General features: G+C 59.2%; 20 protein-coding genes. 15 read left to right on the forward strand and 5 right to left on the reverse strand.

What is annotated here, in order from left to right; all coding sequences use genetic code 11:
• Window positions 1-116 precede the first annotated feature (116 nt).
• On the forward strand, window positions 117-467 hold the full coding sequence (clpS, locus tag AC1DTN_RS14750; RefSeq protein WP_037072724.1) for an ATP-dependent Clp protease adapter ClpS: 351 nt from the start codon (window positions 117-119) through the stop codon (window positions 465-467).
• A gap of 10 nt (window positions 468-477) precedes the next feature.
• The gene (gene clpA, locus AC1DTN_RS14755; protein WP_439014868.1) at window positions 478-2970 is read left to right on the forward strand and encodes an ATP-dependent Clp protease ATP-binding subunit ClpA; all 2493 of its coding nucleotides are present in this window, start codon (window positions 478-480) and stop codon (window positions 2968-2970) included.
• Between the two features lie 146 nt (window positions 2971-3116).
• On the opposite strand, the gene AC1DTN_RS14760 is transcribed toward clpA, so the two are convergent.
• The 5 genes from AC1DTN_RS14760 to AC1DTN_RS14780 all read right to left on the reverse strand — a co-directional run bounded on the left by AC1DTN_RS14760 (window position 3117) and on the right by AC1DTN_RS14780 (window position 6416).
• Entirely contained in the window at window positions 3117-3407 is a 291-nt protein-coding gene (locus AC1DTN_RS14760) for a Dabb family protein (RefSeq protein ID WP_439014869.1), read from the reverse strand.
• Between the two features lie 59 nt (window positions 3408-3466).
• Window positions 3467-3895, reverse strand: coding sequence for an HIT family protein (locus AC1DTN_RS14765; protein ID WP_439014870.1), 429 nt, complete (start codon window positions 3893-3895; stop codon window positions 3467-3469).
• Between the two features lie 54 nt (window positions 3896-3949).
• Window positions 3950-5152: a GNAT family N-acetyltransferase gene (locus AC1DTN_RS14770; protein WP_113322795.1), complete on the reverse strand. Its 1203-nt coding sequence runs from the start codon at window positions 5150-5152 to the stop codon at window positions 3950-3952.
• 77 nt (window positions 5153-5229) lie between these two features.
• On the reverse strand, window positions 5230-5949 hold the full coding sequence (locus AC1DTN_RS14775; RefSeq protein WP_439014872.1) for a glycerophosphodiester phosphodiesterase: 720 nt from the start codon (window positions 5947-5949) through the stop codon (window positions 5230-5232).
• A complete protein-coding gene (locus AC1DTN_RS14780) occupies window positions 5949-6416 on the reverse strand; it encodes a RidA family protein (protein WP_113322799.1) in 468 nt (155 codons plus the stop codon). The genes AC1DTN_RS14775 and AC1DTN_RS14780 overlap by 1 nt, the downstream gene beginning before the upstream one ends.
• Window positions 6417-6552: 136 nt before the next feature.
• Between AC1DTN_RS14780 and AC1DTN_RS14785 the strand changes: the two genes are divergently transcribed.
• The 13 genes from AC1DTN_RS14785 (at window position 6553) to bamA (ending at window position 20889) form a co-directional block, all read left to right on the forward strand.
• Window positions 6553-7392 (forward strand): cell envelope integrity EipB family protein, encoded by an 840-nt coding sequence (locus AC1DTN_RS14785; protein ID WP_310389484.1) that lies wholly within the window; start codon window positions 6553-6555, stop codon window positions 7390-7392.
• 207 nt (window positions 7393-7599) lie between these two features.
• On the forward strand, window positions 7600-8676 hold the full coding sequence (locus AC1DTN_RS14790; RefSeq protein WP_439014873.1) for a toxic anion resistance protein: 1077 nt from the start codon (window positions 7600-7602) through the stop codon (window positions 8674-8676).
• An 11-nt stretch (window positions 8677-8687) separates the two neighbouring features.
• Window positions 8688-10259 carry a VWA domain-containing protein gene (locus tag AC1DTN_RS14795; RefSeq protein ID WP_477921604.1) on the forward strand — a complete coding sequence of 524 codons (1572 nt, stop codon included), beginning with the start codon at window positions 8688-8690 and terminating at the stop codon, window positions 10257-10259.
• A 7-nt stretch (window positions 10260-10266) separates the two neighbouring features.
• Window positions 10267-10884: a 5-bromo-4-chloroindolyl phosphate hydrolysis family protein gene (locus AC1DTN_RS14800; protein ID WP_477921523.1), complete on the forward strand. Its 618-nt coding sequence runs from the start codon at window positions 10267-10269 to the stop codon at window positions 10882-10884.
• Window positions 10884-11987, forward strand: a complete 1104-nt coding sequence (locus AC1DTN_RS14805) for a type 2 periplasmic-binding domain-containing protein (protein WP_439014875.1) — start codon at window positions 10884-10886, stop codon at window positions 11985-11987. The genes AC1DTN_RS14800 and AC1DTN_RS14805 overlap by 1 nt, the downstream gene beginning before the upstream one ends.
• Window positions 11988-12210: 223 nt before the next feature.
• The gene (gene rpsB, locus AC1DTN_RS14810) at window positions 12211-12978 is read left to right on the forward strand and encodes a 30S ribosomal protein S2 (protein ID WP_439014876.1); all 768 of its coding nucleotides are present in this window, start codon (window positions 12211-12213) and stop codon (window positions 12976-12978) included.
• Between the two features lie 239 nt (window positions 12979-13217).
• Window positions 13218-14144 carry a translation elongation factor Ts gene (gene tsf, locus AC1DTN_RS14815; RefSeq protein ID WP_113322811.1) on the forward strand — a complete coding sequence of 309 codons (927 nt, stop codon included), beginning with the start codon at window positions 13218-13220 and terminating at the stop codon, window positions 14142-14144.
• A gap of 95 nt (window positions 14145-14239) precedes the next feature.
• Entirely contained in the window at window positions 14240-14962 is a 723-nt protein-coding gene (gene pyrH, locus AC1DTN_RS14820; protein WP_007822401.1) for a UMP kinase, read from the forward strand.
• 51 nt (window positions 14963-15013) lie between these two features.
• Window positions 15014-15574 carry a ribosome recycling factor gene (gene frr / locus AC1DTN_RS14825; RefSeq protein ID WP_113322813.1) on the forward strand — a complete coding sequence of 187 codons (561 nt, stop codon included), beginning with the start codon at window positions 15014-15016 and terminating at the stop codon, window positions 15572-15574.
• A 37-nt stretch (window positions 15575-15611) separates the two neighbouring features.
• Window positions 15612-16355: an isoprenyl transferase gene (locus AC1DTN_RS14830; RefSeq protein ID WP_029869054.1), complete on the forward strand. Its 744-nt coding sequence runs from the start codon at window positions 15612-15614 to the stop codon at window positions 16353-16355.
• On the forward strand, window positions 16355-17185 hold the full coding sequence (locus AC1DTN_RS14835) for a phosphatidate cytidylyltransferase (protein WP_439014877.1): 831 nt from the start codon (window positions 16355-16357) through the stop codon (window positions 17183-17185). Before AC1DTN_RS14830 ends, AC1DTN_RS14835 begins: the two co-directional genes overlap by 1 nt.
• A 29-nt stretch (window positions 17186-17214) precedes the next feature.
• A complete protein-coding gene (rseP, locus tag AC1DTN_RS14840) occupies window positions 17215-18348 on the forward strand; it encodes an RIP metalloprotease RseP (RefSeq protein ID WP_439014878.1) in 1134 nt (377 codons plus the stop codon).
• A 201-nt stretch (window positions 18349-18549) separates the two neighbouring features.
• Complete coding sequence (gene bamA, locus AC1DTN_RS14845; protein ID WP_439017199.1) at window positions 18550-20889, forward strand: outer membrane protein assembly factor BamA; 2340 nt, start codon at window positions 18550-18552, stop codon at window positions 20887-20889.
• The last annotated feature ends 47 nt before the right edge of the window (window positions 20890-20936 follow it).

Below are 20936 nucleotides of genomic sequence, written 5' to 3' on the forward strand. Positions count from 1 at the left end.
GTCGGAAACAAGGGGCTTAAAATCGCTCTATTATGAACTACCTTAGGGTTTCAGATATTCGTCGGGAAAGCACCCCTCCCATGCTGCCTGCCGGATTGATTGAGGAATGAATGACAATGATCGCCAGACCGATCCGGATGCAAAACGACAGCGAAAGGAACGGGGATAACGGAAATCGAACCTCGGTCATCACGCGCACCAAGCCGAAGACCAAGAAGCCTAATCTCTATCGCGTACTGCTTTTGAATGACGACTACACCCCAATGGAATTCGTCATCCATATCCTGGAGCGTTTTTTTCAGAAGGATCGGGAAAGTGCCACCCGCATCATGCTGCATGTCCATAACCACGGCGTCGGCGAATGCGGAATATTCACATACGAGGTAGCGGAAACCAAGGTGAGCCAGGTGATGGACTTTGCCCGGCAGCACCAGCATCCGCTGCAATGCGTCATGGAAAAGAAGTGAGGAACTGAACGTGCCAACATTTTCGCCTAGTCTTGAGAAGGCGCTCCATCAGGCACTGACCTTTGCCAACGAGCGGCACCATGAATATGCGACGCTCGAGCATCTGCTGCTCGCCCTGATCGACGATGCCGATGCGGCCGCGGTCATGGGTGCCTGCAATGTCGACCTCGACGCGCTTCGTAAAACGCTCCTGGAATATGTCGATAACGAACTCTCCAACCTGGTCACCGGTTATGACGAAGACTCCAAGCCGACGTCAGGTTTCCAGCGCGTCATCCAGCGCGCGGTGATCCATGTCCAGTCTTCCGGCCGCGAGGAAGTGACCGGCGCCAACGTGCTCGTTGCGATCTTCGCCGAGCGCGAAAGCCATGCTGCCTATTTCCTGCAGGAACAGGAAATGACCCGCTACGACGCCGTCAACTATATCTCCCACGGCATCGGCAAGCGCCCCGGCGTTTCCGAAAGCCGGCCGCCGCGCGGCGCTGAGGACGAGTCCGAATCCAAGCCGACCGCACGCGGCGGCAACGAGGAAGAAAGCGGGCCGAAGAAGCAGCAGGATGCGCTGAAGGCCTACTGCGTAAACCTCAACGAGAAGGCCAAGGGCGGCAAGATCGACCCGCTGATCGGCCGTCACGCCGAGGTGAACCGGACCATCCAGATCCTGTGCCGCCGCTCCAAGAACAACCCGCTCTACGTCGGTGATCCCGGCGTCGGCAAGACCGCTATCGCTGAAGGCCTTGCCAAGCGCATCGTCGAAGGCAAGGTTCCGGAAGCTCTGGCCGATGCCACGATCTTCTCGCTCGATATGGGCACGCTGCTTGCCGGCACCCGCTATCGCGGTGACTTCGAAGAGCGCCTGAAGCAGGTCGTCAAGGAACTGGAAGAATATCCGGGCGCCGTGCTCTTCATCGACGAAATCCACACCGTCATCGGTGCTGGTGCAACGTCGGGCGGAGCCATGGATGCATCGAACCTCCTGAAGCCGGCTCTGTCTTCGGGCGCGATCCGCTGCATCGGTTCGACCACCTACAAGGAATACCGCCAGTTCTTCGAGAAGGACCGAGCTCTGGTCCGCCGCTTCCAGAAGATCGACGTCAATGAGCCGTCGATCGATGATGCGATCGAGATCATGAAGGGTCTGAAGCCCTATTTCGAAGAGTACCACCATCTGCGCTACTCGAACGAGGCGATCAAGCAGGCCGTCGAGCTGTCGGCCCGTTACATTTCGGACCGCAAGCTGCCCGATAAGGCGATCGACGTCATCGACGAGACCGGTGCCGCCCAGATGCTCTTGCCGCCGTCCAAGCGCCGCAAGCTGATCACCGAAAAGGAGATCGAAGCGACGATTGCGACGATGGCCCGCATCCCGGCAAAAACCGTCTCGAAGGACGACGAAGCCGTTCTTGCCAATCTTGAGCAGGAACTGCGCTCGGTCGTCTATGGTCAGGATGTGGCAATCGAAGCCCTGTCCACCGCGATCAAACTGGCACGCGCGGGCCTCCGCGAGCCGAACAAGCCGATCGGTGCCTATGTCTTCTCCGGTCCCACCGGCGTCGGCAAGACGGAAGTCGCCAAGCAGCTTGCCGCCTCGCTGGGCGTCGAGATTCTGCGCTTCGATATGTCGGAATACATGGAGCGGCATACGGTTTCCCGTCTGCTCGGTGCACCTCCCGGCTATGTCGGCTTCGACCAGGGCGGCCTCTTGACCGATGGCGTCGACCAGCATCCGCATTGCGTGGTCCTGCTCGACGAAATCGAAAAGGCGCATCCGGATATCTACAATATCCTGCTGCAGGTCATGGACCACGGTACGCTGACTGACCATAACGGCAAGAAGATCGACTTCCGCAACGTCATCTTGATCATGACGACCAATGCGGGCGCTTCGGAAATGGCCAAGGCCGCCATCGGCTTCGGTTCGTCCAAGCGCACCGGCGAAGACGAAGAGGCTCTGACCCGCCTGTTCACGCCGGAGTTCCGCAACCGTCTCGACGCGATCATCCCGTTCGCGGCGCTGCCGACGGCCGTTATCCACAAGGTCGTGCAGAAGTTCATTATGCAGCTGGAAGCTCAGCTCTCCGAACGCAACGTCACCTTCGACCTGCACGAGGATGCGATCGCCTGGCTGTCAGAAAAGGGTTACGACGAGAAGATGGGTGCCCGCCCGCTGTCCCGCGTGATCCAGGAAAACATCAAGAAGCCGCTGGCGAACGAAATCCTCTTCGGCAAGCTGAAGAAGGGCGGCGTCGTCAACGTCACCGTCGGCCCGAAGGAAGATGGCAAGCCGGGCCTCATTCTGGAAGCCATTCCGGAAACAGCACCTATCAAGCCGAAGCCGGAAGCCGAACTGGTTCATCCGGGAGCGGTCAATGAGGATGATGGCGAGCTAAAGACCAAGCCGGTCAAGAAGACGAAGGCCAAGACCGTGCCGCAGCCTGAACCGGAAGTCCGCGATGCTCCCAAGAAGGGCTCGACGGTTCCGAAGGTTCCGCGCAAGAAGTAAGTTTTGCAACAGACAATGAAAAAAGGCGGCTGCGAAGCGGCCTTTTTGTTTGCTCCAAAGCATGTCGCGCGAAAGCGTGTAGTGGTTTGCGATAACGATATGGGCAAGAAAAGACCTAAAGCGTGGCAGCGACACGCTTCAGGATGTCAGAGCTTCGCGTAGTCGATCTCGAGGAAGTCTGCGACCTCGGGTATCCAACGGTCGCGCACGAAGGCGACATGCAGCGGGTGGACATTATAGGCGTCGTAACCGGCCTGGTCGTCGAACTCCATCGAGAAGCCGAAGGTGAAATCGTTCTTTGGGCTCGTCTGGCGAAGTTGCTCGAAATTTCTGACGCTCGGGATCTGCTTGAGCGTCAGCGCCTCATCGAGAAAAGCCTTTTCTTCGGCAGAGCCTGCAGCCTGCTTCAGGCGGAATGCAACGGTGTGGCGGATCATGATTTCCTCCTAAATCGATGAAGCAATTTAGTATTCCGAAAAATAAGGCGGCGCTTCCGTTACGCGAGTTCCGACTTGATTTTCTCCGCGTTTGCGGCGAGCACCGCGCCGTCCTCCATCTTGCCGGAATGCGGCTTGAGTGCCACGCCCTCATGCCGCGGGATGACATGGAAATGCAGGTGGAAAACGGTCTGACCTGCTGCCGGCTCGTTGAACTGGGCGATGAACACACCATCTGCGTCGAAGGCTTCCTTGACGGCATTCGCGACTTTCTGGACGACGGTGATCGTATGGGAAAGGGAAGCCGGATCAGCATCGAAGATATTGCGGGAAGGTGCCTTCGGCAGGACCAGAACATGGCCCGGCGCTTGCGGCATCACATCCATGAAGACAACGGTCTTGTCGTCCTCGTAGACGCGATGCGACGGGATCTCGCCGCGCAGGATCTTGGCGAAGATGTTGTTGTCGTCATAGGCAGCGCTGGTCATGGCGAAATCTCCTCGTGTTTCCCTTGATCGCGTAGCGCGGCGGAACCAAGCGCGTCAATCCTCCTGCAGCCTTTCGCCTTTGCGGAAGGGAGTGTGTTCGGCAAGCATCTCATTCATATATTCGACATCCTCCCGCTCGCGCTCGAGATAGTCGGCAACGGCGCGCCGCAATCCCGCATGGGCGATATAGTGGGCGGAATGCGTTGTCACCGGCAGGTAGCCGCGGGCAAGTTTATGTTCGCCCTGGGCACCGGCCTCCACCTTCTTGAGGCCCTTTTCCAGCGCAAAATCGATGGCCTGATGGTAGCAGACCTCGAAATGCAGGAAGGGGTGTTCTTCGATGCAACCCCAGTGCCGCCCGTAGAGCGTATCACCGCCGATGAAATTGATGGCGCCTGCCACATAGCGGCCGTCGCGTTTGGCCATGACGAGCAGGATGTCGTCGGCCATGCGCTCGCCGATCAGCGAATAGAATTTGCGCGTCAAATAAGGCCGGCCCCATTTGCGGCCGCCGGTATCCATGTAGAAGGCGAAGAACTGGTCCCAGATTTTTTCGGTCAGGTCCTTGCCGGTCAGCCAGTCGATGGTGATGCCGTTCTCAACCGCCGTTCGACGCTCCTTGCGCAGTGCCTTGCGCTTGCGGGAGGCAAGCGTTTCCAGGAACGCGTCGTGATTGGCATAGCCTTCATTGATGAAGTGGAACTGTTTGTCCGTGCGATGCAAATAGCCGTCGGTCTCGAAGACAGGCATCTCGTCCTCGGGCACAAAAGTGATATGGGCCGAGGAAATATCGAGGCGTCGGACGACCTCCTTGAGGCTTTCCGCCATGGCATTCTGAATTGGCAGGCGGGCAAGGCCTTCGGTCACAAGCAGGCGCGGGCCGGTGGCGGGCGTGAAGGGGATCGAGCACTGCAGCTTCGGATAATAGCTGCCGCCGGCCCGTTCAAAAGCGTCGGCCCAGCCATGATCGAAGACATATTCGCCCTGACTGTGGTTCTTGAGATAGCCGGGCAAGGCGCCGACCAGTTCACCCTTGTCCGTCTCCAGAAGCATGTGATGGCCAAGCCAGCCGGTCTGCGCAGTGGCAGAGCCGGATTCTTCCAGCGACGAGAGAAAGGCATGCGAGACGAAGGGATTATAGGCGACGCTGTCGCACGTCTTCGATGCTCCCGAAAGCCTGGACCAGCGGTCGGGGGAAATTGCGGTGAATGATCGCTCGATGCGGATGGAAAGTTCGTCTGACGATTCGTCTGTCATGAAGCAAATGCGAAGCCGTTGGGGGAGGGAGTTGGCTCCCTCCCAGTCTGCGCACGATCTTGTCGAAAAAGCGAGCGTCAAACTGCCGCGCGCGGATCGAAGCCTTCGAAAGTCATTTGATCGGCATTCTCGAAAGTCTGCTTGCGAGCCTGTTCATCACGCACCGTCCAGGTGATGACCGGAACGCCCTTGTCGCGCTGGTCGGTGATGAACGGGTTCGGCAGGTCGGCATAATAGTAGGAAATGAAATCGAGGCCGATCTCCATCGCCTTCTCATGCCCTGCATATTCCTCCGGCGTATTGCCGTTGGCCGTCAGCCCGATCGGGTAGGGCGCGTTGAGCTCCTTGAGATCCTTCAGCAGCCAATGGTCGAAGCTCATCAGCGCAACCTTGCCCTCATAGCCCTCGAGTACGTCGAGAACGGATTCGGCAAAGCCCTCGTCGTCGGCTTCGCGGCCCTTGAGTTCCAGCACAAGCGGCACCTTGCCCTGCACGAGCGCGAGAAGCTGCTTCAGCGTCGGCACCTTGTCCTTCGTGCCGCCGACGGCGATCAGCCCGAGTTCCTGGGAGGTCCGTTCCCGCACATCGCCCTTGAGGTTGCAGAGGCGTTCCAGATCTTCATCATGGAAGATGACCGGCACGGCATCCGAGGCGTAGTGCAGGTCGCATTCGATGGCGAAGCCCGCTTCGACGGCCCGTGAAAAAGCCGAGAGCGTGTTTTCCCAGACGACATTGTTGAGGTCGTGGTAGCCGCGGTGCGCAACCGGCAGCTCTTTGATCCAGGCGGCATTCGTCATTATGCGATTTCCATGATAGCATCTATTTCGACTGCTGCACTGAGCGGCAAGGCTGCCATGCCGACGGCAGCGCGGGCATGTTTGCCGGCTTCGCCGAGCACGCCGGCGATCAGGTTCGAGGCGCCGTTGATAACGAGGTGCTGCTCGACAAAATCAGGCGCCGACGCGACGAAGCCGTTGAGCTTGATGACGCGGCGGATGCGGCCGAGATTGCCGCCGAGCGCTGCCTTTGCCTGAGCAAGAATGTTGATGGCGCAAAGCTCTGCGGCACGCTGGCCAGTGGCAACATCGACAGTCTTGCCGAGGTGGCCGGAGACGGCAACCTTACCGCCTTCGAGCGGCAGCTGGCCGGAAATATAGAGAAGGTTGCCGCTGATGACATAGGGGACATAATTGGCGGCGGGTGCTGCTGCCTCGGGCAGGGTTATCCCCATTTCCGACAGGCGCGTTGCGATTACATCGGACATTTTCGTCTCCGCTTTTGTTGTCAATTCTTCAAAAAGAATGCATCAAGACTAGAATCTTTAATGTGACAGTTTCGAGCCTCGATTTGGCCGAAAGCGTTCTTATAACATCGCGGACGAGTCCAACAGGAGTTAATGAATGTTCCGATCGTCACTTGCCGCTCTTCTTCTCGCAAGCGTTTCCGCCAATGCCTGGGCGGCCGCGCCGGCGACGAGCGCTGCGATCGCAACCGGGCTCGTCGCTCACCGCGCCATCTACGACCTGGAACTGAAGGACGCTTCGGAACGCTCCGGCATCTCCTCCATGTATGGCCGCATGGTCTATGAGTTCGACGGCAATTACTGCGAAGGCTTCACCACGAATTTCCGCTTCGTCACCCAGATCGACACCGGCGACAACGTGCGTGTCAGCGACCAGCAGACCAAGACCTTCGAGAGCCTGAAGGATGGCAAGTTCACCTTCGATACCAAGTCTTTCACCGACGATCAGCTCGACAAGGAAGTCAACGGCGCGGCTCAGGATAAGCCGGAAGGCGTGAAGGTCGACCTCACGCAGCCGGCAAGCCGTGAGCTGCAACTCGAGGAAAGCCGCTTTCCGACCGAGCACATGCTCGACGTCATTCAGAACGCCAAGGATGGCAAGCGCTTCTTCGAGGCTCGCGTCTTCGACGGCTCCGACGATGGCGACAAATCCCTGGTGACAACGACGATCGTGGGTAAGCAGGAGACTCCGGTCACGAATGAGGCTGATGCAGGCAATGCCGGCGAGTTCGCCAAGGCCGCCTTCTGGCCCGTGACGATCTCCTATTTCAACGAGAATGCCAAATCCGACACCCTGCCGGTCTACCGCATGTCGTTCAAGCTCTATGAGAACGGCATTACGCGGGATCTGACGATGGATTACGGCGATTTCGTCCTGACCGGCAAGCTTGCCAAGCTCGAGCTTCTCGACAAGAAGGCCGCGCCGGTCTGCCAGTGAGGCCGCGTCTGCGACAAGCTTAAGCATCTGTCATAAAATATTATTTCTAGTACAGCTAAACTGTCGTCCCGCAGATGAGTCATCGCGGGCCGGTCTTTGTGGAAGTCTGCCTTTTCCGACCCTACATAGTGGATGGCCCAGTTGCTCAGATAATGGGTTTACAATTCGTAAGACCAATTGCGCCGCAAGCCGAGAAAGACGACCCGAATGGCCGATACCGATCTCGCAACTGTTCAGACTGCTTCCCTGCCGGCCATTGCCGCCGATCCTGCGGAAGTCGCCCGCATTACAGACACCATCAGTATTACAGACCGCGCCGGAATTTCCGTTTACGGCGATCGCGCCCAGCAGGCCGTCAGTGACTATGCCGACAGGATCCTGCGCGAGGTGCGCAACAAGGATCTCGACGATGTCGGCAAGCTTTTGACCGATATCATTCTGAAATCCAAGAGCCTCGATCCCGCGTCCCTCAAGGACAAGGGTTTCCTGAGCCGTATGTTCCTCTCCGCCAAGGCGCGCCTCGAGCGCTTCAAGGAGGAGTTCGAGGATGTTGCAGGCCAGATCGACCGCATCGGCCTGGAGCTCGACCGCCACAAGGATACGCTGCGTCGCGACATCGCCCTGCTCGACGATCTGCATGAAGAGACGAAACAGTCGATCGTAAAGCTCGATGCCTATGTGCAAGCAGGCAAGAACTTCGCCGAGCATTTCCGCTCGGTCGAGCTGCCGAAATTGAAGAGCGCAGCCGACGCTGCAGTCTCCGGCCCCGGTGGCGGCATGCTGGAAGCGCAGACCTATCAGGACAGCCTCCAGGCGCTCGACCGGCTGGAAAAGCGCATCTTCTATCTGCAGCAGGCCCGCCAGCTCGGCATCCAGCAGCTTCCGCAGATCCGCATCGTCCAGGCCGGCGATGAAACACTGATCGAGAATCTGCAGGCAACCTCGGCGCTGACTGTGCCTGCCTGGAAGCAGAAGATGGTCATCCTCCTCGGGCTCACGCAGCAGAAATCGGCCCTCGACCTGCAGAAGTCGGTGACCGACGCCACCAATGACATGATCCGCCAGGCCTCGGAAATGATGAAGGATCAGGCGATCGCCATCGAGCAGCAGTCGCAGCGCGGCATCGTCGATATGGAGACGCTTGCCAAGGCCAATCAGGATCTGATCGACACCGTCACCGGCGTGCTGCGCGTGCAGGAAGAGGGCCGCAAGAAGCGGGCCCAGGCCGAGCAGCAGATGGAACAGCTGACGATCGATCTCAAGAAGGCGATGACCCAGGCGTGACCGGCAAAACCATGATCCGCTCATTCCTCTGCGCACTGGCGCTATCTGGTCTCGCGGCGTTGGCAGGCTGCGATGCTTTCAGCAGCGGGCCAAATTTCTCGATCGTTTCCGGCTCGGAAAACACCGTCCTGCAGCCGATCGTCGAGGAGTTCTGCAAGGAGAAGCACGCGACCTGCTCCTTCAAATATGAAGGCACGCTCGATATCGGCCTTGCGCTGCAAAGCGATCAGGGTGTCGAGCAGGATGCCGTCTGGCCGGCCTCCAGCGTCTGGGTCGACATGTTCGATACCAAACGCAGGGTCAAGGACCTGACGTCGGTGGCGCAGACGCCCGTCATCCTCGGCGTGCGCAAGTCGAAGGCCGAGCAGCTCGGCTGGGTCGGCAAGGATGTCTTCATGAAGGATATCCTGGCAGCGGTGAACAGCGGCTCACTGAAGTTCCTGATGACATCGGCTACCCAATCGAATTCCGGTGCCAGCGCCTATCTCGCCATGCTCTCCAGTGCGCTCGGCAACAAGCCAGTGATCGAGCCCGGCGATCTCGACGACAAGACGGTTCAGGACACCGTTCGAAGCCTGCTTGCCGGTGTTGCGCGCTCCTCCGGCTCTTCGGGCTGGCTCGCCGACCTCTATACGGATTCCGCCAGCAAGGGCACGATCTACGATGCCATGTGGAATTATGAGGCGGTCATCAAGGAAACCAACGACAAGCTCACGGGTATGGGCAAGGAGCCGCTTTACGCCATCTATCCTGCCGATGGCGTAGCGATGGCGGATTCGCCGCTCGGTTTCGTCGATCATGGCCGCGGTCCCCAGGTTCAGACCTTCTTCAAGGACCTGCTCGCCTATCTGCGCTCGCCCGATGTTCAGAAGAAGATCGCCGAAACCGGTCGCCGCCTGCCGCTCGGCAGCGTCGCCGCTGAGCCGCAGCCGAGCTGGAATTTCGATCCGGCCAAACTGGTGACCGCGATCCGTATGCCGGAACCGACAGTGATCCGCCAGGCGCTTACGCTCTATCAGGCGGCACTGCGCAAACCGTCACTGACGGCGCTCTGCCTCGATTTCTCCGGCTCGATGCAGGGGGACGGCGAGAACAGTCTGCAGCAGGCGATGCGTTTCCTGTTCACGCCCGAGGAGGCCAGCAAGGTGCTGGTGCAGTGGTCGCCGGCCGACCGTATCTTCGTCATTCCTTTCGATGCCAATGTCCGCGATATCTTCTCGGCTTCGGGTGACACGATGGAGCAGCAGGGGCTTCTCAACGCAGTTTCTGGTCAGCATGCCGGCGGCGGCACCAATATGTATGCCTGCGCCGACAGGGCGCTCCAGCAGATGGCGAAAACCGCGGACCTGTCCAATTATCTGCCGGCGATCATCATCATGACCGACGGCAGATCCGATGACCAGAGTGCGGCCTTCATGAGCGATTGGAACGCGATGGAACCACGCGTGCCGATCTTCGGCATTACTTTCGGCGATGCGGACAAGACCCAGCTGGACAGTCTGGCGACAGCGACGGCGGCACGCGTCTTCGACGGACGCTCGGACCTTGCGGCAGCGTTCCGCACCGCACGCGGTTATAACTAGGACCGGCATGGGTAACTGGCTCGGCAATGATGGCAACTGGATCGTGGCGGGAGTGGTGACGGCCATTCTCGTCCCCATTCTGACTTTTGCTGCCGGCATGCCGTTCTGGATTGCCGCTGTCATCGGCCTCCTAGTTTTTGCCGGCCTCGTTTTCCTGCTGGCGCCACGCAGGCTTTTCGAAGGTCTCGATATCAAGGTGATCGGCCGCGGTCGCGTTGCCTTCGCGAGAGAATTGCTGGAAGGGGCTGTGCCCGCCGCACAAAGGCTGGAGACGGCCGCGGACGATATTACCGACAAGCAGACGGCGGCGCGCGTACGCCACCTGGCGGAAATCGCCGCCGATGTCTTCCGCGAGGTGGAGGCGAGGCCGGAAAGTGCCAATTCCGTACGCCGTTTCCTCAGCTACTATCTGCCGCGTGCGGCCGAAGTTGCCGAGGGCTTTGCGGTAATCGAGGCGAAACGCGCGCCTGACGTCAAGCAGTTGGAGGATGTCCGCGCCGTGCTGGTGAAGCTCGAGGATGCCTTCGTTCATTATGCCGACAGCCTTGTCGATGCTGAGCTTGGCACGCTCGATACCGACCTGCGCCTCATCCAGGCATCGCTCAAAGAGGATCTCGGACGCTGATGGCCCTTTCCCGCCGCGCCTTTGGAGTTGGACTGCTCGCCACCGGTATTGCCGGCACGGGCGGCTATTTCGCCGTCCGCGACAGGCCGGAACTGCAGGGCCTGCTGGGTACGCGCACAAAGCTGTTCGGCTTCATCGGCGGCGAAAAGGAGGCTTTCCTTGCCGATCCCGATGTCGTTGACGCTATCAAGGGCTACGGCCTTTCGATCGACAGTCGCGTCGCCGGCTCGGTCGAAATGGTGCGCGAGCGGGCCTTGCTTTCGCAGAACCCGCAATTTCTTTGGCCGTCCTCCTCCATCATGGTGGATATCGCCCGTCAGAGCGGCGTGAAGATCCGCGATGACAGGGTCATGCTGAACACGCCTGTCGTCGTCTACACGTGGCAGCCGGTCGTGGACGGGCTGATCAAATCGGGCCTCGTGACGGTAATCAACGGCCATCACCAGCTCGACCTGAAGGCGCTGCTTGATGCCATCCTTGCCGGGACGGATTGGTCGAAACTTGGCGTCAATGCACTCTACGGCCGGGCGCGCATCGTCTCCACCGATCCGAACCGGTCGAATTCGGGCTTCATGTTCTCGGGCCTCGCGCTCAGCCTCTTCAGCGGCAATGTCGCGACATCAGACGATCTCGCCCAATACGGCGGCAAGGTGCAGTCGATCTTCCGCAATATGGGTTTCAAGTCGCCATCGTCAGGCAAGCTGTTTGACCAGTATCTGGCAGGCGGCCTCGGTGGCGAACCGATGATTGTCGGTTATGAGAATCAACTCGTCGAATGGGCGCTCGCCGATGCCGACCGATGGAGCCGCATCCAGTCGGGGCCGGGCGCCAAGCCCGTCGTCCTCTATCCGCGCCCGACGGTCTATTCGGCCCATCCGCTGATCGTCGTCGACGAAACGGCCGAACGCCTGATCGAGGCGCTGACGAGCGCCCGCCTGCAGGAGCTCGCCTGGACCAAACACGGCTTTCGCGGGCCGCTCGGCATGGCGACCGGTGATACCAAAGGGCCGATTGCCGGCCAGTTGCCGGCCGAGATCGATGCCGTGCTGCCGATCCCGGACGCCGGCGTGATGCTGTCGCTGCTGAACATGCTGGCAAGCTGAGCCGGCAACGCGTATATATTGCAGGCGCGGCTCATTCGTCCGTTCTCGTCAGATTTTTTGGCGCAAGCCTTGCTTTTGCAGGAAATCGAATGTAAGGCCACGCGCATTCCACACGTAAGGCATGGGATCGTCCGGGAGAAATCCGGCTTTTCCGCCCGGTGGCATCTTCGAAGAGGATGCTGTTCGCCTTGCGGAGGTTCAACCGGAAAAGGAGTAACAAGGCATGGCATTGCCTGATTTTTCTATGCGCCAGCTTCTGGAAGCCGGCGTCCACTTCGGTCACCAGACTCACCGCTGGAACCCGAAGATGAAGCCGTACATTTTCGGCGATCGCAACAACATCCACATCATCGACCTGGCCCAGACCGTTCCGCTGCTGTCGCGCGCCCTGCAGGTCGTGTCCGACACCGTTGCTCGTGGCGGCCGCGTTCTCTTCGTCGGCACCAAGCGTCAGGCTTCCGAGCTGATCGCTGACTCGGCCAAGCGTTCTGCCCAGTACTACGTCAACTCGCGTTGGCTCGGCGGCATGATGACGAACTGGAAGACGATCTCCAACTCGATCCAGCGCCTGCGCAAGCTCGACGAAATCCTGTCGTCCGAGCAGTCTGGCTACTCCAAGAAGGAGCGCCTGACCCTCGAGCGCGAGCGCGAAAAGCTCGATAAGGCCCTTGGCGGTATCAAGGACATGGGCGGCACGCCGGACCTGATGTTCATCATCGACACCAACAAGGAAAAGATCGCGATCGACGAAGCCAAGCGCCTCGGCATCCCGGTCGTCGCCATCATCGACTCGAACTGCGATCCGGACCTGATCGACTATCCGATCCCGGGCAACGACGACGCTTCGCGCGCCATCGCTCTCTACTGCGACCTGATCGCCCGCGCTGCCATCGACGGTATTGCCCGTCAGCAGAGCGGATCGGGCCGCGACCTCGGCGCTTCTGCGGAAGCTCCGTTCGAGCCGGCGCTCGATGAGGCGACCGAAGCCTGATAAAAGCAGGCGGAGCAAAGCTCCGTCAAAGCTTGCAAAGATTGGGAAAGGCCGCTCGCGACTCTTTGAAGTTCGGCGGCCTTGCCCTTTTCAGGCGGAAGCTGTGACTGCTTTTGCCTCAATGAATTCTGTTGTGACGCGTCTTCATAACGCTGTCATACATACAGGTACATTTCGTGCCTCAATCCGGTGCCGCGCCGCAAACTGCGGGCACCGCTTGAACCGACAAGAGGAAACTTATGACCGAGATTACGGCTGCACTGGTGAAGGAACTGCGCGAAAAGTCCGGCGCAGGCATGATGGACTGCAAGAAGGCGCTGACCGAGACCAACGGCGACATCGAAGCCGCGATCGACTGGCTGCGCGCCAAGGGCATCTCCAAGGCCGACAAGAAGTCGGGCCGCGCCGCTGCTGAAGGTCTGGTCGCCATCGCCGGCGCCGGTCACAAGGCCGTTGTCATCGAACTCAATTCCGAAACCGACTTCGTTGCCCGTAACGATGCCTTCCAGGATCTCGCACGCGGCATCGCCGAAGTTGCGCTGTCCACGGACGGTACGGTTGAAGCCATTTCGGCTGCGACCTATCCGGCATCCGGCAAGCCGGTCGCCGACACCGTCAAGGAAGCAATCGCGACCATCGGCGAGAACATGACGCTTCGTCGTGCGGCCAAGCTGGAAGTCGAGCACGGCGTTGTCGCGACCTACATCCACAACGCTGCCGGCGACGGCATCGGCAAGCTCGGCGTTCTCGTTGCTCTGAAGTCGGTCGGCGACAAGGCCGTTCTGACGTCGATCGGCCGCCAGGTTGCCATGCATATTGCTGCTACCAACCCGCTGGCGATCCGCGCCGAAGAAGTCGATGCCGCAGTCGCCGAGCGCGAACGCAACGTCTTCATCGAGCAGTCCCGCGAATCCGGCAAGCCGGAAGCCATCATCGAGAAGATGGTCGAAGGCCGCATGCGCAAGTTCTTCGAGGAAGTGGCTCTTCTCTCGCAGTCTTTCGTTATCAACCCGGACCTGACGGTCGGCGCTGCGATCAAAGCAGCCGAAAAGGAAGCCGGCGCCCCGATCGAAGTCGTCGGTATGGCTCGTCTGCTCCTCGGCGAAGGTGTCGAGAAGGAAGAAACTGACTTTGCAGCCGAAGTCGCCGCTGTCGCCAAGGGCTGATCTTGCTGCCGTATTTGGGAAAACCGAAGGGCATCGCGTGACAACGCGGTGCCCTTCGTGTATCGGGCAATTGCGGCAATATACGAGGAGCCAACATGACGTCGGAACCAATCTATAAACGTGTTCTACTCAAGGCTTCCGGGGAAGCCATGATGGGAAGCCAAGGCTTCGGGATCGACGTTGCGGTGGCGGACCGCATCGCGTCCGACATTGCCGATGCACGGCAGATGGGCGTCGAGGTCGGCGTCGTCATTGGCGGCGGTAACATTTTCCGCGGCGTGGCGGTTGCGTCCAAGGGCGGCGACCGCGTCACCGGCGACCACATGGGTATGCTCGGCACCGTCATCAATGCGCTCGCACTCGCGACCTCGCTGCGCAAGCTCAACATTGACACGGTGGTTCTGTCGGCCATTTCCATGCCGGAAATCTGCGAAAGTTTCTCTCAGCGCGCCACGCTGTATCACCTGTCGCTCGGCAGGGTGGTGATCTTTGCCGGCGGAACCGGCAATCCCTTCTTCACCACCGATTCTGCTGCAGCGCTGCGCGCTGCCGAAATGGGTGCCCAGGCGATCTTCAAGGGTACACAGGTAGACGGCATCTATACCGCCGATCCGAAGAAAGATCCGGAGGCGACGCGTTTCGACCATCTGACCCACAAGGAGGTTCTCGACCGGGGCCTCGCCGTTATGGACGTCGCCGCTGTTGCGCTCGCACGCGAGAATTCCATTCCGATCGTTGTTTTCTCGATCCACGAGAAGGGACGTTTCGCTGAAATCTTGACGGGTGGTGGTCTCAAGACCATCGTATCCGACAACTGATAGGGAGCTGCGCGGTTGCCGGCGCAAATCTTCTGATACGGGAGCATAGACATGAGTGAAGGTATCGATATCAAGGAACTGAAGCGCCGCATGGATGGTGCCATTTCCGCGTTCAAGAGCGACATTGCATCGCTGCGTACGGGCCGCGCTTCGGCCAACATTCTCGACCCGGTGACGGTTGAAGCCTATGGTTCGCGCATGCCGCTGAACCAGGTCGCCAACATCACTGTTCCGGAGCCGCGCATGTTGACGGTATCCGTCTGGGACAAGAGCATGGTCGGCGCCGTGGATCGTTCGATTCGCGAATCGAATCTCGGCCTGAACCCGATCGTCGACGGCCAGAACCTTCGCATTCCGCTGCCGGAACTCAACGAAGAGCGCCGCAAGTCTCTCGTCAAGGTCGCTCATGACTATGCCGAAAAGAGCAAGGTTGCGATTCGCCATGTTCGCCGAGACGGCATGGACGGCCTTAAGAAAGCCGAAAAGGATGGCGTAATCGGCCAGGACGAAAGTCGGGCACAGTCGGAACGCGTTCAGAAAATGACGGACGAGACGATTTTGGAAATCGACCGCTTGCTTGGCGAGAAAGAAAAGGAAATCATGCAGGTCTAGTATACTTGCGTCCTTGCCAAGAAAGACCGGACGGAAAATGTCGGAAACCTCATTTTTGACTGCGCCAGAACATGTTGCCATCATCATGGATGGCAACGGTCGTTGGGCAAAGCAGCGCGGCCTGCCGCGGACGATGGGACACCGCAGGGCGGTCGAGACCGTTCGCCAGACCGTGCGCACTGCCGGCGATCTTGGCATCAAATACCTGACGCTCTTTGCCTTCTCCTCGGAGAACTGGCGTCGCCCGGAGGCTGAGGTCACTGACCTTCTCGGCCTGCTGAAGGCCTTCATCCGCAGTGACCTGGCCGAGCTTCATCGGCAGAATGTGCGCATCAGGGTGATCGGCGACCGCGTCAACTTGCGCAGCGATATCCTCAAGCTTCTGCTGGAAGCCGAGGAGACGACCAAGGCCAATACGGCGCTGACACTCGTCATCGCCTTCAACTATGGTTCTCGCGATGAGATCGCCCGCGCCATGATGAGCCTCGCCAAGGATGTGGAGGAGGGGCGCCTCAGATCGCAGGATATCACCCCTGCGCTGATCGACGCCCGGCTCGATACAGCCGGCATCCCCGACCCTGATCTCATCATCCGCACCAGCGGTGAAGAGCGGCTGTCCAATTTCCTGTTGTGGCAGGCCGCCTATTCGGAATTTGTCTTCCTGCCGGAATACTGGCCGGATTTCAGCCGCGAGCTTTTCCTGTCGGCACTCGAGAAGTTTGCCTCGCGCGATCGCCGCTTCGGCGGTCTTTCCGCGCAGGCTGCTGCAGTGAACACCTGATGAAGCAGGAACTGAAGCTCCGCATTGTTTCAGGCCTGATTCTCGCAATCATCGTTCTTGCCGCCACGTGGTATGGCGGCTTTATCTTCCGCGCCGTGGCGGCGGCGATCGCGCTTCTGATCTATTACGAATGGTCGACGATCACAGGGATCGTGCGCGACCCGGTGACCAACGTGCTCGGCTGGGTGGGCGAGGTGCTGGTTGCCCTGCTCGTTCTGGCGGGTGCGTTCGAATATGCGTTCGGAATGCTGATTGCCCTGACTGCGGTCGGCATTGCCATGATCTTCCTGCATCGTGCCAGCCGCTGGTTCGCTCCGGGGCTTTTATATGCCGGCGGCACCGGATTGGCGCTTGCGGCGATCCGCGGCGATGAAACGCTTGGCCTCTACGCGATGCTCTTCATCTTCGCCGTGGTCTGGGCGACCGATATTCTCGCCTATTTCGTTGGGCGCGCGCTTGGCGGTCCAAAGCTTGCTCCGCGCATATCGCCCGGCAAGACCTGGTCGGGCGCAGTCGGTGGCGCCATTTCAGCCGTCATCGCCGGAGCCGTCATTGTCCATTTTTTGATTCCGGAAGCCCTGGATCGTGCCGCGGTGATCGCGCTCGTCCTGTCCGTCTTCAGCCAGTCAGGCGATCTTTTCGAAAGCTTCATCAAGCGAAAATTCGGCGTGAAGGACTCCAGCCGTCTCATTCCGGGGCATGGCGGCGTCATGGATCGTGTCGATGGACTGATTTTTGCCTGTTTTTCAGCGTTCTTGCTTGCTGGCCTTTTTTCGCTGATAAAGGGCGGCGGAACGCCGTCGCTCGGTGCGGCATTGTTCGGCCTTTGATCATTACGGCCAGATAGAAGAAGGAAGTCATGGAAGCGGTGACCGGCATATTCGGTTTTTTGACGGGCTATATCGTCCCCTTCGTCATCGTCCTGTCGCTGCTCGTCTTCGTGCATGAGATGGGCCACTATCTCGTCGGGCGCTGGAGCGGCATCCGTATCCTCGCCTTCTCCGTCGGCTTTGGCCCGGAGATTGTCGGTTTCACCGATCGCCACGGAACGCGCTGGAAGATATCGGCGATCCCGCTCGGCGGCTATGTTCGCTTCTTCGGCGATGAGGATGCGTCCAGCAAGCCGGATACGGACAGGCTCGCCGCGATGACGGATGAGGAGCGCGAACGTTCCTTCGCCGGTGCAAAGCTTTGGAAGCGCGCCGCAACCGTTGCAGCCGGCCCGATCGCCAATTTCATCCTTGCTATTGCCATCTTCACGGTCCTTTTCGCGGTCTACGGCCGTACAGTGTCCGATCCCGTCGTCGCCGAAGTGAAGGCGGATAGCGCTGCTGCGGCAGCCGGCGTCCTGCCGGGCGACCTGCTCGTCTCAATCGATGGCACCAAGGTTCAGACCTTCGACGACGTGCGGCGTTATGTCAGCATCCGTCCGAACCAGAACATCGTCGTGACCATCGAGCGCAACGGCGAGAAGATGGACCTGCCGATGGTGCCGCAGCGCACCGATATCACCGACCAGTTCGGCAACAAGATCGAGGTTGGCCTGATCGGGATCGTCACGAACGAAGAGGTTGGCCACTTCCGTCTGCAGACCTATACGCCGCTTCAGGCGCTGAATGAAGGTGTGACGCAGACGTGGCACATCGTGACCGGCACCTTCAAATATATCGGCAATTTGCTCAATGGATCGATGAAAGCCGACCAATTGGGTGGGCCGATCCGCGTGGCGCAAGCTTCGGGCCAGATGGCTACGCTTGGAATAGGCGCGTTGCTGCAGCTTGCTGCGGTTTTGTCAGTTTCGATTGGATTGCTGAATTTGATGCCGGTTCCGGTACTTGATGGCGGCCACCTGATGTTCTATGCGGTGGAAGCGGTTAGGGGAAGGCCGCTGGGTTCTTCGGCTCAGGAAATTGCGTTTCGCATTGGCTTGGCCATGGTGCTTACATTAATGGTTTTTGCCACCTGGAATGACATTAGCGCGCTCATCGGCTAGCGCGTAAAAAGATAGGGAAAATTACTGTTTATTTACGATGTTTCAAAGCTGTAGTGGCGAATGGGTCACGCTTCGAAATGAAGTAAACAGAAATTAACGAGCTCCCTTGCTTGTATGTCAAAAGCGGGTAAAACGACACACGTGGCCGGAATCGGGGGGTCCCCTGGGGCCGGAGACGAGGGAAAAAAGGTAATGGGTGAAATGAAGGCTGGTTCAAGGTTTTTGAACGCAGTATCGGCGATTGCGCTGTCTGCTAGTGTTGTTGCTTCTGGCGCAGGTGCTTTGACTTTCGTTTCGGCTACGGCTGCGGAAGCTGCCGTCATTCAGCGGATCGATGTACACGGTGCAAGCCGCGTCGGTGCTGAGGCCGTCCGGTCGAACATCACCATTACTCCCGGCAAGAGCTTCTCCAACACCGATATCGACGACTCCGTAAAGCAGCTTTACGGCACCGGTTACTTCTCCGACGTCAAGATTTCGGTTTCCGGCAGCACCCTCGTCGTCAATGTTCAGGAAGCGCAGCTCGTCAACCAGGTCGTCTTCAACGGCAACCGCAAGGTCAAGGACGACAAGCTGGCAGCTGTCGTCAAGACGCATGCCGCTGGTCCTTATAGCGATGCGCAGATCCAGTCCGATATCGCGGCGATCAAGGAAGCCTATGCCGCTACCGGCCGCAGCGAAGTCGAAGTGACCACGCAGGTTGTTCCGCTCGGCGAAGGCCGTGTCAACCTCGCTTTCGTCATCAATGAAGGCGACCGCACCAAGATCGACGCCATCAATTTCGTTGGCAACCAGGCCTACAGTGCCGGACGTCTCGCCGCAGTCATCCAGACCAAGCGTTCGAACTTTCTCTCGTTCCTGACCCGCAAGGACGTCTACAACGAAGACAAGCTGCACGCTGATGAAGACGCGCTGCGCCAGTTCTATTACAATCGCGGTTATGCCGACATGCGCATCGTTTCTTCCGATGCCGCTTTCGACGAAGCGACGAACAAGTACACGCTGACCTTCAACATCGAAGAAGGCCCGCGTTATGATTTCGGCGCGGTCAGCGTTCAGTCGACCGTTGAAGGTGTTGATGCCCAGCAGCTACAGGGGCTGGTCAGGACCCGCGAAGGCCAGGTCTACAACGCCAAGGAAGTCCAGAAGTCCATCGAGGCGATTTCGGATCAGGTTGCTTCGGCCGGTTATCCCTTCGCGCGCGTCACGCCGCGCGGCAACCGCGACCTGAACAACAATACGATCGGCGTCGAATACCTCGTCGACCAGGGCGAGCGCGCCTATGTCGAGCGTATCGAAATCCGCGGCAACAGCCGCACGCGCGATTACGTTATTCGCCGCGAGTTCGATCTCAGCGAAGGCGACGCCTTCAATCAACAGATGATCACCCGCGCGAAGCGCCGTCTTGAGGCGCTCGGCTACTTCTCCTCAGTCAACATTTCGACCCAGCCGGGCAGTTCGCCTGATCGCGTCGTCATCGTTGTCGATGTGCAGGATCAGTCGACCGGTTCGTTCGGTATCGGTGCCGGTTATGCGGCCGGCGGTGACGGCCTGTTGCTCGAAGCTTCGATCGAAGAAAAGAACTTCCTCGGCCGCGGCCAGTATATCCGCATTTCGGCTGGTGGTGGTCAGGAAGGCTCGCGCGCTTACGGTCTTAACTTCACCGAGCCCTACTTCCTCGGCTATCGCCTTGCCGCCGGTTTTGACGTCAATCACAGCGAGACGTCGAGCAACGACAACTACGATTACGAGGAAACCAGCGGTGTTCTGCGCGTAACGGCGCCGATCACTGAAGATCTGGCAACGACGTTCCGCTATAATTACAAACAGATGAAGTACGATTCCAGCGGAAGCAGTCTGGCCGATTTGTCTGCTACCTATCAAAACCTGGTCAACGAGAGCCCGTGGACGCGGTCCTCCATATCGCAGACGCTGACCTACAATACGCTCGACGATACCGTCTTGCCGCGTGAAGGTATCTACGCTACTGCGACGCAGGAAATCGCCGGCCTCGGCGGCGACTCCCAGTATTACAAGATCTACGGTAAGGCCCGTTACTACCATCTGCTCGCTGACGATGCCGATATCATCGGTTCGCTCTCGGCTTCAGCTGGTTATGTTGTCGGCTTCGGTGATCACCTGAACGTCTTCGACCAGTTCACGCTGACCAATTCCGATATTCGCGGCTTCGAGAACAAGGGTATCGGCCCGCGCATCACCAACCCGGACGATCCGCTCGGTGGTACGACTTACTTTACCGCTTCTGCCGAAGCGACATTCCCGATGCCGGGCTTCCCGCGTGACTTCAACCTGCGCGGCGCGGTCTTCGCAGATGCCGGCACGCTGTTCGGCAACGATGTCGAGCTTCTCGGTTCGGATACTGCAGAAGGTGACGGTTCCTCGTTGCGTGCTTCGGTGGGTGTCGGTCTGATCTGGCAGTCGCCCTTCGGTGCGCTCCGCGTCGACTACGCGATCCCGGTCGTGAAGGAAGACTTCGACAAGACTCAGCGCTTCAAGTTTGGCATTAACAACCAATTCTGATATCGGCAGTCCGGAACTGTAAATTTCAATTCCGTTCTGGAGTTTTG

Source organism: Rhizobium sp. 01T444 (assembly GCF_056398305.1).

Excerpts from the sequence above, each read along its gene's own strand:
- AC1DTN_RS14770 (WP_113322795.1), bottom strand. The coding sequence starts at position 5,152 with ATGACAGACGAATCGTCAGACGAACTTTCCATCCGCATCGAGCGATCA.
- AC1DTN_RS14785 (WP_310389484.1), top strand. The coding sequence starts at position 6,553 with ATGTTCCGATCGTCACTTGCCGCTCTTCTTCTCGCAAGCGTTTCCGCC.
- AC1DTN_RS14800 (WP_477921523.1), top strand. The coding sequence starts at position 10,267 with ATGGGTAACTGGCTCGGCAATGATGGCAACTGGATCGTGGCGGGAGTG.
- AC1DTN_RS14760 (WP_439014869.1), bottom strand. The coding sequence starts at position 3,407 with ATGATCCGCCACACCGTTGCATTCCGCCTGAAGCAGGCTGCAGGCTCT.
- AC1DTN_RS14835 (WP_439014877.1), top strand. The coding sequence starts at position 16,355 with ATGAAGCAGGAACTGAAGCTCCGCATTGTTTCAGGCCTGATTCTCGCA.
- clpS (WP_037072724.1), top strand. The coding sequence starts at position 117 with ATGATCGCCAGACCGATCCGGATGCAAAACGACAGCGAAAGGAACGGG.
- AC1DTN_RS14830 (WP_029869054.1), top strand. The coding sequence starts at position 15,612 with ATGTCGGAAACCTCATTTTTGACTGCGCCAGAACATGTTGCCATCATC.
- frr (WP_113322813.1), top strand. The coding sequence starts at position 15,014 with ATGAGTGAAGGTATCGATATCAAGGAACTGAAGCGCCGCATGGATGGT.
- pyrH (WP_007822401.1), top strand. The coding sequence starts at position 14,240 with ATGACGTCGGAACCAATCTATAAACGTGTTCTACTCAAGGCTTCCGGG.
- rpsB (WP_439014876.1), top strand. The coding sequence starts at position 12,211 with ATGGCATTGCCTGATTTTTCTATGCGCCAGCTTCTGGAAGCCGGCGTC.
- AC1DTN_RS14805 (WP_439014875.1), top strand. The coding sequence starts at position 10,884 with ATGGCCCTTTCCCGCCGCGCCTTTGGAGTTGGACTGCTCGCCACCGGT.
- AC1DTN_RS14780 (WP_113322799.1), bottom strand. The coding sequence starts at position 6,416 with ATGTCCGATGTAATCGCAACGCGCCTGTCGGAAATGGGGATAACCCTG.
- AC1DTN_RS14795 (WP_477921604.1), top strand. The coding sequence starts at position 8,688 with ATGATCCGCTCATTCCTCTGCGCACTGGCGCTATCTGGTCTCGCGGCG.
- AC1DTN_RS14775 (WP_439014872.1), bottom strand. The coding sequence starts at position 5,949 with ATGACGAATGCCGCCTGGATCAAAGAGCTGCCGGTTGCGCACCGCGGC.
- rseP (WP_439014878.1), top strand. The coding sequence starts at position 17,215 with ATGGAAGCGGTGACCGGCATATTCGGTTTTTTGACGGGCTATATCGTC.
- AC1DTN_RS14790 (WP_439014873.1), top strand. The coding sequence starts at position 7,600 with ATGGCCGATACCGATCTCGCAACTGTTCAGACTGCTTCCCTGCCGGCC.
- tsf (WP_113322811.1), top strand. The coding sequence starts at position 13,218 with ATGACCGAGATTACGGCTGCACTGGTGAAGGAACTGCGCGAAAAGTCC.
- bamA (WP_439017199.1), top strand. The coding sequence starts at position 18,550 with ATGAAGGCTGGTTCAAGGTTTTTGAACGCAGTATCGGCGATTGCGCTG.
- AC1DTN_RS14765 (WP_439014870.1), bottom strand. The coding sequence starts at position 3,895 with ATGACCAGCGCTGCCTATGACGACAACAACATCTTCGCCAAGATCCTG.